We start from the raw sequence: 13,475 nt of genomic DNA, 5'->3' as shown, positions 1-13,475 counted from the left end.
GCAGCCGAGCCGACTCACCCTCCAAATGTCCTATGCCACCACCCTACCCTCACGGGCGGCTGTCCATGCATACCTTTCGGCGCACGTATGAATACAGGCGGCGAGAGGAAGAGACAAGCTTGTGAGTCGATTATTGAACCCCGTCGACGCAAACAAAAAGCCGCCACAGACCGTAAGACCTGCGGCGGCTTCGCCTCAATTAATGGTTGAGTAAATACCTGAGCCTATCCCTCGATACGGCTCAAGAACTCACGGGTGCGCTGCTCGCGTGGATGGTCGATGACCTGCTCGGCAGAACCCTCTTCGACAATGCGGCCGCCGTCCATAAAGACCACGCGGTCGGCAACATCGCGCGCAAACTGCATTGCGTGGGTTACAATCACCATCGTCATATTCTGCGCGGCAAGGTCTTTAATGACACGCAGTACCTCGGCCGTCAGCTCGGGATCGAGCGCCGAAGTCGGCTCGTCAAAGAATAAGATTTCCGGGTCGAGTGCCAGGGCGCGGGCAATACTCACGCGCTGCTGCTGACCGCCCGAAAGCTCACACGGCACTTTGTTCTCGTTGCCCGTCAGCCCCATTTGCGCAATCAGCTCACGCGCGCGTGCCTCCGCCTGCTCGCGCGGGCGCTTGAGCACGCGGACCGGAGCGTCGGTGATGTTTTTCATCACGGTATAGTGCGGAAACAGATTGTAGTTCTGGAACACCAGGCCAAACCGCGAGCGCGCCTGCTTGGGCACATCGCCCTTCGCATAGACCGCGCCCGATCCCGCATCCGTCACAACCGCAAGATCGCCAAACGAAAGCGAGCCGCCGTCGAGCGTCTCGAGCAGCGTGGCGCAGCGCAGCAGCGTGGACTTGCCGCCACCCGAAGGCCCGATAATCGCCACGACCTCGCCACGCTTGACCTCGAGCGAGATATCCTTGAGCACCTCATTGCCGCCAAACGCCTTACGCGCGTTCGATATATTCATTACCGAATTAGTCATGGTAGTAATCCAATTTTTTCTCCGCGGCGCCCAACAGCATCTCGACCACGAAGTTGAAAACCCAGTAGATCAGCGCCGCAATCGCAAACGGCACCATGCTCACCTGCGAGGCAACCAGCGCCTTGGCCGTCGAGAACATCTCGCCCACGCCAATGGCAAATGCCAGCGATGTGTCCTTGACCAACGTGATGATCTCATTGCCCATCGCCGGCAAAATGCGCTTGGCGACTTGCGGCATCACAATGTACAAAAATGTCTGCAGACGCGAATAGCCCAGCACCTCGGCTGCCTCGTATTGACCGCGCGGAATGGACTGCAAGCCCGAGCGATAGATCTCGGCAAAGTAGCCGGCGTAGTTGATGATGAACGCCACAACGCACGCCGTCCACTTGGAATCGGGCGTGAGCGAAATGCCAAACACGTAGTACGGGGCAAAGTAGATGGCAAACATCTGCAGCATGAGCGGCGTGCCGCGCATCACCGAAATATAGATGCGCGCAATCCAGCGGAGCGGCGCGATTTTGCTCATGCGCATAAACGCCACGGGGATTCCCAGCGGAATCGACCCCAGCAGCGTCAGCACAAACAACTGCAAACTGACCAAGAATCCCTGGCCAAGCATCTGCATCATGACCTGAATAGACAACCTAAGCTCTCTTTCGCGACAACAGAACAGCAAACCCAATGCTAAAGCGGGTTTTCCAGGTGCTCGAGTTTGCCGTGAAAGAGGAGCGCCGCGTACTAAATGTACGCAAGCGACGGTTTGAACGGCAAAATCGAGTGCCTGGGAAAGCCGCTATTTCAGAACCCAGTTGTCGAAGGAAAGACCGTAATCTGCATACTTATCGCACAGGTCCTTGACCGTGCCGCCCTCGTAGAGCGCCTTGAGTGACTCGGTTACAGCATCGGCCGACTTGGTGTCGCCCTTCTTAAAGCCGACGGCGTAGTGCTCGCTGGACAGCGGCTTGTCGAGCTGCGTATAGGCATCGGGCTTGGCGGCCAGCTGATACTGAGCGATCGAGAGGTCACAGGCAACGGCATCGACCGCACCACTCTCGAGCTGCATAAACGCCGTGTTGTACTCACCGATGGTATCGAGCGTGGCAAACGTCGCGGCCAGATCCTTCTGGTCGCCCTCGAGCACATCCTGCGCAGCGGAATCAGTCTGGGTAATCACGGTCTTGCCGGCAAGATCCTCCCAGCTCTTGATACCCGCGTCCTTCTTGACCACGAGCACCTGCTCATTGAGCATGTACGGCTCGGAGAACGTGTAGTCGTCCTCGCGACCCTCCATGGTAAAGCCGTTCCAGATGCAGTTGATGGCGCCTGAGTTGAGCAGCGTGTCCTTGGCATCCCAATCGATGGCCTCGTAATCGACATCCCAGCCCTGCTTATCGGCAACGGCCTTGGCAAGGTCAAGGTCAAAGCCCGTGTACTCGCCGTCATCGCCCACAAAGCCGTACGGAGGGTAGGACTTGTCAAAGCCCACCACGAGCTTCTTGGACTCCGCGGCGCCCTTCACATCCTTGGCCGCGGCAGAACCAGCAGCGGAGCCCTTGCCAGCACCACCGCCGCAGCCGACAAGACCAAGGCCAAGCACCGTGGCGAGCGAGCCGGCTAGACCAACAAACTGACGACGAGACATATCGGTATTCATGGTATTCCCCCTCGATAGCACTTTAGTTAGGTAAAGTGAGTCATGTAACGTTCAGAATCATACACTTTAGTGGGATAGAGTACAAGGGAGTACCTGCCCGGCGCGGGCGGGGAGCGGCGCGGAATTAAGTTTCCTGCTCTACAGTCCTGCGCAAGACGGAAAGCACATTAAGTGCTTTCCTTTGCGTGCGGAACTCGCGATAAACTTAATTCCGCGCCGCTCCCCGCCCGCGCCGGGCAAACGTCGTTGGACTTATCGCTGACATGAAATGGCCGCTTGCATATCGTCCACTAGCTTGGCACGGTACAATGCTTGCAGCTTTTAATTCATGAATTAGTGGAGTTATTGATGGCAGAATCTCGTGCGGAGCGTAAGGCTCGTCGTGCTTTGATCGAGGCGGCTGAGGGGTCGGAGGAGAAAAAATCTTCTACGAAATCCAAGTCGTCTCAGGATGCGAAGGGTAAGTCGGCCAAGGGCAAGGCTAAGGCCAAGCGCCCCAGTTCTCGTCGGAGCGAGGATAAGGCATCTCAGACTCGCTCCAAGCGCTCGCATAAAGATCCGGTTTCGTCTGCGCGTAAGGTTGTGGACTCCAAGTCTCCCTGTTCGATCATGAAAGCTTGCGGTGGGTGCACGGCGCTCAATCGTCCTTATAAGAAGCAGTTGGCGGCCAAACAGGCTGCTATGGAGGAGCTGTTTGCTGAGCTCTGCGAGCGCGAGGGCATTAGCGTCGACCCCATTCGCGGTATGGGAGTCACCCTGGGAGACCCGGGCAAATATCCTGCGCCGCGTGGTTTTCGTCATAAGGCTGCCACTCCGTTTGCTCCCGGCAAAGGGGGCGCTGTCCGCTGCGGCTTTTTTGAACGTGGGACACACAGAATCGTTGCTGTTCCTGAATGCCCTGTCGAGGCGCCGGGCGCTCGTCAGATTCTCAACGGCATCGCTCGCGAGGCCGAACGTCTGCATATTCCCGCCTTTAACGAAGACAAGCATCTGGGGCTGCTTCGCTATGCCGTCGTTCGCTGCGGCTGGCGCACCGACCAGATTATGGTCACCCTCGTGACCGCTCAACGCGACCTGCCGCATGCGCAGGAGTTCTTTGAAGCCGTCGCGGCGCTTGATCCGCATATCGTCACCGTCGCTCAGAACATCAACGGTCGCCCCGGAAATGCCATCTTGAGCGAGGAGACCCGTATCGTCTATGGCGCCGAATGCATGCGCGACCAGCTGCTCGGTTGTGAATTCGACATCTCCCCTACCGCGTTCTATCAGACCAATCCGCAGCAAACCGAGCTGCTCTATCGACTTGCCATTGACGGCATGGACCTGCAGCAGGGTGACATTCTTATGGACGCTTACTGCGGCAGCGGAACCATCGGCCTGTGCGCCGCGAAGGATGTCCAGGACAAGGGCATCGGCATTATGCTGCTCGGCGTGGAGCGCAACCCGGCGGGCATTGCCGACGCACGTCGCAATGCCGAGCTCAACGGCCTCACCCGCAGCGCTTGGTTTATGGCCGACGACGCCGCCGATTACATCCTGGACGCCGCCGACAACAACGAGCGGATCGATGTCCTTTCCATCGACCCGCCGCGCGCCGGCTCTACCCCCGAGTTCCTCGAAGCCGCCTGCGCACTCAAGCCGCGCCGCATCACCTATATCAGCTGCAACCCCGTGACCCAAGAGCGCGACCTGCACCAGCTTCTCGACGGAGGCTATCGCCTGCTCAAGATCACGCCCGTCGACATGTTCCCCCATACCGACCACACCGAGACCGTCGCGGTCCTCGAGCGCCGCTAACCAACACCGGTAGATTTTTGGGACAAGAAGGGGGCGGCCCGTTTGAACCGCCCCCTTTCGTTGGGCATATGAGTCTCGTTACATCCCCTTGCGCAGGTCGCACACGCCGGCTGCCGCCATCTCGCGCAGCAGCGTCTCGCGGTCGCGCGTCACGATCAAATCCAGCGGGAAGTGAATCTCGTCAAGCATCTTGCGCGCGTGATCGAGTTTGCCAATGGCCATGCCAATGTGGGCATCGGTCGACACGCCAATACCCACGCCCAGCTCGGCGCAGCGCTCGGCGATCTTGCGGCATACGGCCCAATGCTCAGTGTCGACACCGTGTTCAAGACTATGGTTGTTGATCTCGATAATCTTGTGCTTGGCCTTGGCCGCCAGCAGCACCTCATCGATATCGAACGGCACGCCCGAGCGCCCCGTATGCCCCAGCATGAACACCTTGGGGTGATCCAGGGCATTGATGTACATCTCGGTTGTCTGGGCGAGCGTCGCGCCTTCGGCAAACTGCGGGTTATGCACGCTTGCCACCAAATAATCCAAATTACGCGTCACCAAATCGAACAGCGAATGCTGGTGACTGTACGAATCGCCGGCAATATCGAGCGAAACGGGAATGTCCTCGCCAAACAGGCCTCCATCCAGCGAAACGATATCGGCCTCGGCACCACGCAGCACCAGCACGCCGCTCCAAATGCGCGGCCAGATATCCTGGTTAATAAAGAATTGGAAACTGCGCAGGTCATTGGGACAAGGCGTAACCATCGAGCTTAAATGATCGGCGGAACCGAGCACCTGAAGGCCGCGCTCTGCCGCCCAATAGATGTTCTCCTCGATGGTTGAGTACGCATGCGCAGAGAACATCGTATGAGTATGAATATCACAAGAAAGAAGGTAGGGCATCGGGTCTCCTTGTCCAGTATGGCCGTCGCGTATATTCATTGTACGCATAGCTTTCGGCAGTCGTAAAACTGCTTCATCCCAATCACACAACGGCATAGACAACGGGGTCTGGCTTAAAACCAAACCCCGTTTCACGTAAAACATTGTAAGCAGAGCGCTTTACTTTCGACGATATTCGTCGGCCAGCTGCTTCCAGGCAGGCAGCGAGTTGACGATTGTCTCGTAGCTCACACAGTAGCCAAGGCGGAACCAGCCCGGCATGCCAAAACTATCCGAAGGCACCGCGAGCAGTTCGTACTTCTTCGCGCACTCGCAGAACGCATTCGCATCGGGCTCCAGCGCCTTCACCCACAAGTAGAATGCACCATCCGGCTCAACATAGGTGTAGCCGTACTCCGCTAGTGCATCGGTAAGCGCGGTGCGGTTGCGCGCATAGGCCTCGACATCGCTCGGTTCATCAATGCAGTCGATGATTACACGCTGGAAGAGGGCCGGTGTGCACACGAAGCCCAGCGTGCGGGCGGCACCGGCAACGGCCGGCATCAGGCGAGCAGCCTGCGGATTGGTATTGGGAACCAAAATCCAGCCCACGCGCTCGCCCGGCAGCGAAAGCGACTTGGAATACGAGTAGCACACCACGGTGTTCTCGTAGATCGAGGGCACCCAAGGCACCCCGGCACCGTACACGATCTCGCGGTACGGCTCATCAGAGATGAGCGTGATTGGGTTCTCGGAATCGCGCTTGGCGTTGACCTCGCGTAAAACATTGGCCAGTCGCGTCAGTGTATCGCGCGTATACACTGCACCGGTCGGGTTGTTGGGTGAGTCGATAATGACGGCAGCGGTCTTATCGGTAATCGCCTTGAGCACGTTATCCACGCTCAGCTGGAACGTATCTTCATCGGCGAGCGCCTCAACACACGTGCAGCCGGCCTTCTCAATCCACACGCGATACTCCGGAAAGTACGGGGCGATAACAACAACCTCATCGCCCGGGTTCGTAACGGCATTGAGCGTGCAGGTGAGCGAAGCCGCGGCACCCACCGTCATAAAGACGTCCTTGCCCTCATAGCTCGTGCCAAAGCGACGGTTGAGCGAGTCGGCGACGGCTGCTCGACATTGCGGCAGACCCGGCGCAGGCGTGTATCCATGCAGCTGGTCGCTCGGCAGCTCCAAGGCCTTCTTAATGGACTCAGCCACGGCGGCAGGTGCCGGAACGCTCGGGTTACCCAGCGAAAAATCGAATACGTTCTCCGCGCCGATCTGTGCCTTGCGCTCAAGGCCATAGCTAAAGATCTCACGGATGATGGAGCTTTCCGCACCGCGAGCATACATAGTTTCGTTGATCATCTGTTCCCCTTTCGCATAGGCGCTATTGTACGCTTTAGCCAACTAGAGCGCCACAATGTTGATTGGGGACAGACTTAAATGCGTGAAAACGCTCATTTAAGTCTGTCCCCAATCAACATATCGCTCAAAAGAAAAAGCCTCCGCAGGTTTCCCCGCAGAGGCTTTCGCCACAAAGACTATTTGTCGTCGTCGGTGTCGGCACCGGCATTGACGGCACAGTCATCGCCGGCATCATCGGATGCGATCTCTGCATCTTCCTGCATAGCCGCCTGCGCAAATGCCGCGGCGTCCGCCGCAAGCTCCTCCTCGCTCATACGAGGCGCACGCTTCTTGGTCGGCATGCCGGCCGCCTTGGCATTGCGCTCCTCCTTGGCCGCCAGGATATCGCCCTCGCGCTCAAGATAGGCATCCCACTCGTTGTCGAGCAGGGCGTTCACGGCGTCGCCTTCGACGGTCTCGCGCTCAAGCAGCACCTTGGCCATCAGATCGAGCTGATCGCGACGGGCATCCAAAATCTCGACCGCACGGCGATGGGCCTCGCGCATGATGCGCTGAACCTCGATATCGATGCGGCGCGCCGTCTCCTCGGAGTAATCCTGGTGATCGGCGTAATCGCGGCCCAGGAATACCTGATGCTGTGCCTCACCAAACACCTGCGTTCCAAGCTCCTCGCTCATGCCCAGGCGCGTGACCATCTCGCGCGCCATCTTGGTCGCGCGCTCCAGATCGTTGCTCGCGCCCGATGTGATGTCGTCGCACATGAGCTCCTCGGCAACGCGACCGCCCAAGAACACGGCAAGCTCGTCGAGCATCTCGTTCTTGGTCTTGAGGAAGTGGTCCTCCTGCGGAAGCTGCAGCGTGTAGCCCAGCGCCTGGCCGCGGCTGACGATCGAGATCTTGTGAACCGGATCGGAATGCTCCAGGACGTGGCCCACCAGGGCGTGACCGCTTTCGTGGTAGGCAATCGTGGTGCGCTCGGCTTCGGTCATCACACGACCCTTGCGCTGCGGACCGGCAATCACGCGCTCCATCGACTCCTCGACCTCGTCCATCGAGATCACGGAACGATGACGGCGGGCAGCCAACAGTGCAGACTCATTGAGCAAGTTCGCCAGGTCGGCGCCGGTAAAGCCAACGGTCATCTGGGCGAGCTTCTCAAACTTAACGTCCTCGTCCATCGGCTTGTTCTCGGCATGCACGCGCAAGATCTGCTCGCGGCCCTTCACATCCGGACGGTCGACCGTAACCTGACGGTCAAAACGACCGGGACGCAGCAATGCCGGATCCAGGATGTCAGGACGGTTGGTCGCGGCGATCAGGATGACCGACTCGCTTTCCTCAAAACCGTCCATCTCGACCAGCAGCTGGTTGAGCGTCTGCTCGCGCTCGTCGTGACCGCCGCCCAGACCGGCTCCGCGCTGACGCCCCACGGCATCGATCTCGTCGATAAAGATGATCGACGGGGCCTGGGACTTGGCCTCCTTAAAGAGGTCACGCACGCGGCTGGCGCCGACACCCACGAACATCTCGACAAAGTCAGAACCCGAGATGCTAAAGAACGGCACGCCCGCCTCGCCGGCAACGGCCTTGGCCAGCAGGGTCTTACCAGTACCCGGAGGGCCAACCAGCAACACGCCACGCGGGATCTTGGCGCCCAGCTTGCGATAGCGGTCCGGATCGCTCAAAAAGTCGCGGATCTCCTCGAGCTCCTCGACTGCCTCGTCCACACCGGCAACATCCTCAAACTTGACCTTGGGGCGCGTGGCCTCGTTGGTCTTGGCGTTAGTCTTGCCAAACTGCATGTTCCTGTTGTTGGCGCCCATCATCTGGCGCATAAAGTAGAACATGATGGCGATCAGGGCGATCGTCGGAAGCACGCTCATCGCCAGGTCGCCCCAAAAATCGGGGTCATTGGTGTTGACGATGTACTTGGTATCGGGGTGCTCCGCCATAAGCTCGGCAAGCGAATCGGAGCCGACATAGGTCGAGGAGAAGCTCTTGAGCTCGCTCGTATCGCCCTTGTCCTTTTTTGTCTTCCAGTAATGACCCGCCACGCTTCCGTCTTGAACCGTATAGGTCAAATCTTCGACACGGTCCTGCTTAATGGCGTTGACCATCTCGCTCGTCGCGAGCTTAACGGTATTGCTGGAGTTGGCAAAGCCGGAGCCCATGTTAAAGAAGGCGTAGCCCAGAAGCGCGCAAGCCAAAATAAAATACAGCCAGCCCGTACGCGTGGGCTTCTTGCCTCCGGGCATCCCCGGGATCTTAGGCTCCCGGGGAGTCTGGGAATTGTTATCGTTACGGTCATCGGGCATCTTACGAATAAACCTCCGGTTTCAAAATGCCCAGATACGGAAGGTTACGATAGCGCTCGGCATAGTCGAGGCCGTAGCCCACCACAAAGGCATCGGGGCAATGGGTTCCAACATACTTGGGCGTGACGGCCGAGGTACGGTCCTCAACGTCCTTCCACAGGAAGGCGGCGACCTCCAGCGAGGCGGGCTTGCGGCTCTCGAGGTTCTTCATCAGATACTTGAGCGTCAGGCCCGAGTCCAGAATGTCCTCGACGATCAGCACGTCGCGACCGCGGATGTCGATATCCAGGTCCTTAATGATACGCACGATGCCCGAGGACTTCACACCGTCGCCATAGCTCGAAACAGCCATGAAATCGATGTTGGTCGGCAGCTCGATCTTGCGCATCAGGTCGCCCATAAAGACCACGGCGCCGCGCAAGACCGCAATCAGCACCAGATCCTTACCCGCGTAGTCGCGAGTAATCTGCTCGCCTAGGCGAGAGACGATACCGTCGATATCCTCCTGCGTAAACAGAACCTTCTCGATATCCGGATGTTGAGAAGCCATGACAACCCTTTCTTGTGCTTATCGCCCACACACCGCCGTATGGACGCGAACTACACATTCTAGCAGCGCACGGGGTATATTTACCAGCCCGTGCGCCATCAGCGCGGGAATACCGTCAACGTCGCACAGAATAGCTGGCGTGGGACGCTATTCCGCATCGACCACACGAAGCAGATACGCCACGCGCGTTGCGGCCGTGCATTTAAAACGCTCGTCCGTGCGAACGCCTGCGACCCATACTACGGCACCTCCCGGAGCCGTTCTTACCACGGGTACGCCAGAGCGCTCAGATACGGGAATACGAGCCTCGTTGAGCAGGTCGGATACCTTCTTACTTCGCCCACTCATGCCCAACGGACACATCACATCCCCCGGCGCGGGACCGTCTACCCACAGACGCGCCAAACGCGCCTCGGCGGGAATCTCCCCGCGCGAGCCGGCGAGCATCCGTTCGTTATCGCGATCGGCAAAGCCCAGCGTCGCAGCATCCACCATCGCGACCACCCCTCCGGCACCCGCGAGTTCGCGGGCACGGCGCACAATATCACACCCCGGCTCGACGGCCATCGGCTCTGCCACAAGAATGCGGCCCGCCCCCAGCGGCAATCGACCGGGAATGGTGACCCAATCGGCAACTAATCCCTCGCGCGCCGCCGGAGCCTTGAATGACAGCATGCCAAACTCCACGCGCGCATCGATTCCCGCCGGCAGCGTGACCGAACCCGAGCCTTCGGCGACACAGGCGAGCACGCGCTCCACATGCCGCATCTCCGGGCGAGCGTCGGGGTCGATACGCTTAATTGCCAGTCGCACCATGCGCCGAGCAATCACCACCTCGGCCGCGGCCAGTCGGCGAGCGTCAAGAACCAGTGCACCCGCCGCCTCCTTACGCAGGCAGCTTCGAAACGCCTGTGCGGAAAGCTGGGAAAGAAAGGCATCCTCATCGCCCAAGATCTCGCAGGCGGCGCCAATCGTCTTACAGACACTCGCGTTGCGCTGCGCCACCACCGGCATCACTCGATGGCGCACATAGTTGCGCAGGTACGAAACGTCCTCGTTGCTTTCATCTTCCCGCCATGGCTGACCGTGCACCTGCAGATAGCCCACGAGTTCATCGTGCGTGAGGTCGAGCAAGGGGCGAACCACAATGTTCCGACGGCGCGGAATGCTCGATAGACCCGCGGGACCCGACCCTTTAATGGCATTCATCAAAAATGTTTCCGCGCGGTCCGACGAAGTATGCGCGGTACAGATACGAGCCGCCGTCCGCGGTGCGCCCGATTCGGCACAAAGTTCGCGAACGTATCTCCGTGCCGCGGCATAGCGCACCTCGCGAGCCGCAGCCTCGATATTGCCCGATTCGTCATCAAAATAGGCATGCTCAACACACAGCGGCAAACCGTATTGTGCGCACAGGTCACATACAAAGGCCTCGTCGCCATCGGATGCCTCCCCGCGCAGATGATGGTTTACATGCAGCACGTGCAATCGCTCGCGCGCAATGGGAGCGACGCCGCGCCCGTCCTGGATATCCAGCTTTGATGTGCAAGCCATAAGGAGCAGCGCCGTCGAGTCCGCACCGCCTGATACCATAAGCACTACGGGGGCAGCGGCCTGCCGCGTTGCCAGGGCGCTCTTATCCGTCCTCGGCGCGGCATGATGTCCATAGTGCTGAGATACCGTTGGCATTCGCTTCCTCCTCTATTCGTCCGCACTCATTGTATCCTTTGGAATCTTATGTCTCGCCTGCACCTTCATATCCTCGGCAGCGGCTCAAAAGGCAACTGCGCACTCGTCGAGGGACCTCAGGGGCTCATCATGATCGACAACGGCCTGTCCCGCCGCGAGACACTTAAACGCATGGCGGAGCTTGGCCTCTCGGCAGACGACGTCGCCGCTCTTGTAATCACCCATGAGCATGGTGACCATATCAAGGGGCTCGATGTATGGTGCAAGCACTGGCATGGTCCCCTCTTTGCCAGCAGGGACACCCTTTCATGCAAAGAAAACCTCGCGCGCCTGCCCGTAGAGGAATTTGACCCCGGCGACACGCTCCCCATTGCCGGCATCCACGTGCAAACCTACTCAACATCGCACGATGTCATCAATCCTGTCGGCTATCGATTTAATGCTCTCGATGATTCCATTGGGTTTGCCACCGACACCGGAGAGTTATCGAGCAAGGCCATAGGCATCCTCAAAGACTGTCGAGTTCTCGCGCTCGAAAGTAACCACGATGTAACTATGTTGCGCGAAGGAGCGTACCCCCGCTTTCTTCAGGAGCGCATCCTGTCCACAAAGGGGCACCTCTCCAACAACCAGGCCGCCGAAGCCGCGCGCGAACTTGTTACCGATCGCACCGAACAACTCATCGCCATGCACATCAGCCAGGACAATAATCGTCCAAGCCTTACCGTCAAAAGCTATGCCAACGCGCTTGATGCAAGTCTCGATGATGAACTCGGCAGTTCTGCCACCCGTCTTCAAGGGCCACGGAAGCTCTCGATACGCCCTGCAAGCCAGTATCAACCGACAACCATTCAATAGCCCCTCAAGACAACAAAGGGGGGCTGGGAATCACTTCCCAGCCCCCCTTAACTCATACTCTCGATTGAAGCAGAGCCATCGTTAGTCGATGGAGATCTTCGTAACGTTCTTCTTCTCGACAATCTTGGGAACCGTAACGGTCAGGATGCCGTCAGCATACTTAGCCGAAAGGCCCTCGCTCGAAGCGTCCTTCAGATACACGCCGCGCGTCGCGCTGTACGAGCTAAACTCCTTCTGCAGGAAGTTCTTGCCCTCGTTCTCCTCGTCCTCCACAACGTTCACGCTAATCGACAGGCGACCCTCGTTAAGCTCAACGTCGATATCATCCTTAGCGACGCCGGTCAGATAGGCCTTGACCTCATAACCATCGCCCTTGTCCTCGACATCAACGGGGAACGCCTTGGAAGCAATCGAGTTGTTTGCAAGATCGGTCATATCATCAAACAAATCGAACAGCGAGCTAGCAGAAGGACGAACGCCAAAAACCGAACGATAAGGAACCATGCTTGCCATGTTTACCACTCCTTTTAAGGACTGCCGAGTCATCTTCTAGGTGACTGAGACTTCTTTTGACGCTCTTATATATGCCCACCCAGTGCTCATATATACATCGACTATAAAGTTTTTTGAGTCCAGTACTATAAGCATATCTAAGTGTGTATGACTCAGGTCTTAGTAAGGTTAAGGTTCTTTGAACCAGAGCTTAAATAAGAAGTATGTTCGCAGCTACAAATAACAAGGGGCTTACAATGAGCGCGTACACGTTGTTGGTAACGAGCTAAAGGGCATCATGGACGACCAAAACCAGAACAATATGTTTATGCCGACGCAGGGCGAAGATACTTCTACGCAGCCGCCACGGTTCCATCGCCCCCACATCTCGCAAGAGCCCATTAATGATCCTGAGCCCGATTATGTGACGAGAAATCGATATCAAACGCTCGAGGATGCCCAAACGGGACGTAAACATATGGGCGTTGCCTCGGGAGACCCTGTATATCTGAAAGACGCACCATTATCTAAAAACAGCGCAGCTAGCGATGAGCCGATGAAAGCATCCGCCGCTCATCAACAAAGAGGGCCTCGACCCAAGCAAACCTTGACGCATTCGGCTCGCTATCTCGAAACGCCAAAACAGGGAAAATCAATCTTCGTTTCGTCAAGTAAACGACGCAAGCAGCATCAGCTGACAATTCTGCTTTTGACCATTGCGGCCATAGTAGTTGCCCTTGTTATACGATTTATTTTCTTTAAATAAAGGCTCAATACCGAAAACAACAAGATCGTCTGGTGTAATTGAGTCATTTACGCCCCGTAAACGCAAAAAAAGGGGGAGGCCGCGAGGCCTCCCCCTTCTTCAAGTCATCAGA

12 protein-coding genes are annotated in these 13,475 nt (G+C 57.9%); 3 read left to right on the top strand and 9 right to left on the bottom strand.

Annotated features, from left to right (window positions below; translation table 11 throughout):
* Positions 1 to 224: 224 nt before the first annotated feature.
* The 3 genes from DW180_RS03790 to DW180_RS03780 form a co-directional block, all read right to left on the bottom strand.
* A complete protein-coding gene (locus DW180_RS03790; RefSeq protein ID WP_118237505.1) occupies positions 225 to 989 on the bottom strand; it encodes an amino acid ABC transporter ATP-binding protein in 765 nt (254 codons plus the stop codon).
* Positions 982 to 1,635: an amino acid ABC transporter permease gene (locus DW180_RS03785; protein ID WP_099432382.1), complete on the bottom strand. Its 654-nt coding sequence runs from the start codon at positions 1,633 to 1,635 to the stop codon at positions 982 to 984. The genes DW180_RS03790 and DW180_RS03785 overlap by 8 nt, the downstream gene beginning before the upstream one ends.
* A gap of 150 nt (positions 1,636 to 1,785) precedes the next feature.
* Positions 1,786 to 2,646 carry a transporter substrate-binding domain-containing protein gene (locus DW180_RS03780; protein ID WP_117759219.1) on the bottom strand — a complete coding sequence of 287 codons (861 nt, stop codon included), beginning with the start codon at positions 2,644 to 2,646 and terminating at the stop codon, positions 1,786 to 1,788.
* A 348-nt stretch (positions 2,647 to 2,994) separates the two neighbouring features.
* On the opposite strand from DW180_RS03780, the gene rlmD reads away from it, so the two are divergent.
* Positions 2,995 to 4,443, top strand: coding sequence for a 23S rRNA (uracil(1939)-C(5))-methyltransferase RlmD (gene rlmD, locus DW180_RS03775; protein WP_118237503.1), 1,449 nt, complete (start codon positions 2,995 to 2,997; stop codon positions 4,441 to 4,443).
* A gap of 78 nt (positions 4,444 to 4,521) precedes the next feature.
* Here the strand turns inward: rlmD and DW180_RS03770 are convergent, their stop codons facing one another.
* The 5 genes from DW180_RS03770 to tilS form a co-directional block, all read right to left on the bottom strand.
* The gene (locus DW180_RS03770) at positions 4,522 to 5,343 is read right to left on the bottom strand and encodes a phosphatase (RefSeq protein WP_117646330.1); all 822 of its coding nucleotides are present in this window, start codon (positions 5,341 to 5,343) and stop codon (positions 4,522 to 4,524) included.
* Between the two features lie 159 nt (positions 5,344 to 5,502).
* Positions 5,503 to 6,693, bottom strand: coding sequence for a pyridoxal phosphate-dependent aminotransferase (locus tag DW180_RS03765; protein ID WP_117759914.1), 1,191 nt, complete (start codon positions 6,691 to 6,693; stop codon positions 5,503 to 5,505).
* A gap of 176 nt (positions 6,694 to 6,869) precedes the next feature.
* A complete protein-coding gene (gene ftsH, locus DW180_RS03760; RefSeq protein WP_255413430.1) occupies positions 6,870 to 8,948 on the bottom strand; it encodes an ATP-dependent zinc metalloprotease FtsH in 2,079 nt (692 codons plus the stop codon).
* Positions 8,949 to 9,009: 61 nt separating this feature from the next.
* Positions 9,010 to 9,558, bottom strand: coding sequence for a hypoxanthine phosphoribosyltransferase (gene hpt, locus DW180_RS03755; RefSeq protein ID WP_055251779.1), 549 nt, complete (start codon positions 9,556 to 9,558; stop codon positions 9,010 to 9,012).
* Positions 9,559 to 9,705: 147 nt separating this feature from the next.
* Positions 9,706 to 11,247 carry a tRNA lysidine(34) synthetase TilS gene (tilS, locus tag DW180_RS03750; protein WP_199569870.1) on the bottom strand — a complete coding sequence of 514 codons (1,542 nt, stop codon included), beginning with the start codon at positions 11,245 to 11,247 and terminating at the stop codon, positions 9,706 to 9,708.
* A gap of 48 nt (positions 11,248 to 11,295) precedes the next feature.
* On the opposite strand from tilS, the gene DW180_RS03745 reads away from it, so the two are divergent.
* Positions 11,296 to 12,105, top strand: coding sequence for an MBL fold metallo-hydrolase (locus tag DW180_RS03745; RefSeq protein WP_117629858.1), 810 nt, complete (start codon positions 11,296 to 11,298; stop codon positions 12,103 to 12,105).
* An 81-nt stretch (positions 12,106 to 12,186) separates the two neighbouring features.
* Here the strand turns inward: DW180_RS03745 and DW180_RS03740 are convergent, their stop codons facing one another.
* Complete coding sequence (locus tag DW180_RS03740) at positions 12,187 to 12,618, bottom strand: Hsp20/alpha crystallin family protein (protein ID WP_055251783.1); 432 nt, start codon at positions 12,616 to 12,618, stop codon at positions 12,187 to 12,189.
* A 277-nt stretch (positions 12,619 to 12,895) separates the two neighbouring features.
* Here DW180_RS03740 and DW180_RS03735 point away from each other — a divergent pair, with 277 nt between their 5' ends.
* Positions 12,896 to 13,363: a hypothetical protein gene (locus DW180_RS03735; RefSeq protein WP_117629859.1), complete on the top strand. Its 468-nt coding sequence runs from the start codon at positions 12,896 to 12,898 to the stop codon at positions 13,361 to 13,363.
* The last annotated feature ends 112 nt before the right edge of the window (positions 13,364 to 13,475 follow it).

Origin of the sequence: Collinsella sp. AM16-21 (assembly GCF_003471905.1) — a bacterium.
GTDB lineage: Bacteria > Actinomycetota > Coriobacteriia > Coriobacteriales > Coriobacteriaceae > Collinsella.
The sequence above is the reverse complement of the archived record's forward strand: the minus strand, read 5'-3'. Positions and strand labels throughout refer to the sequence as shown.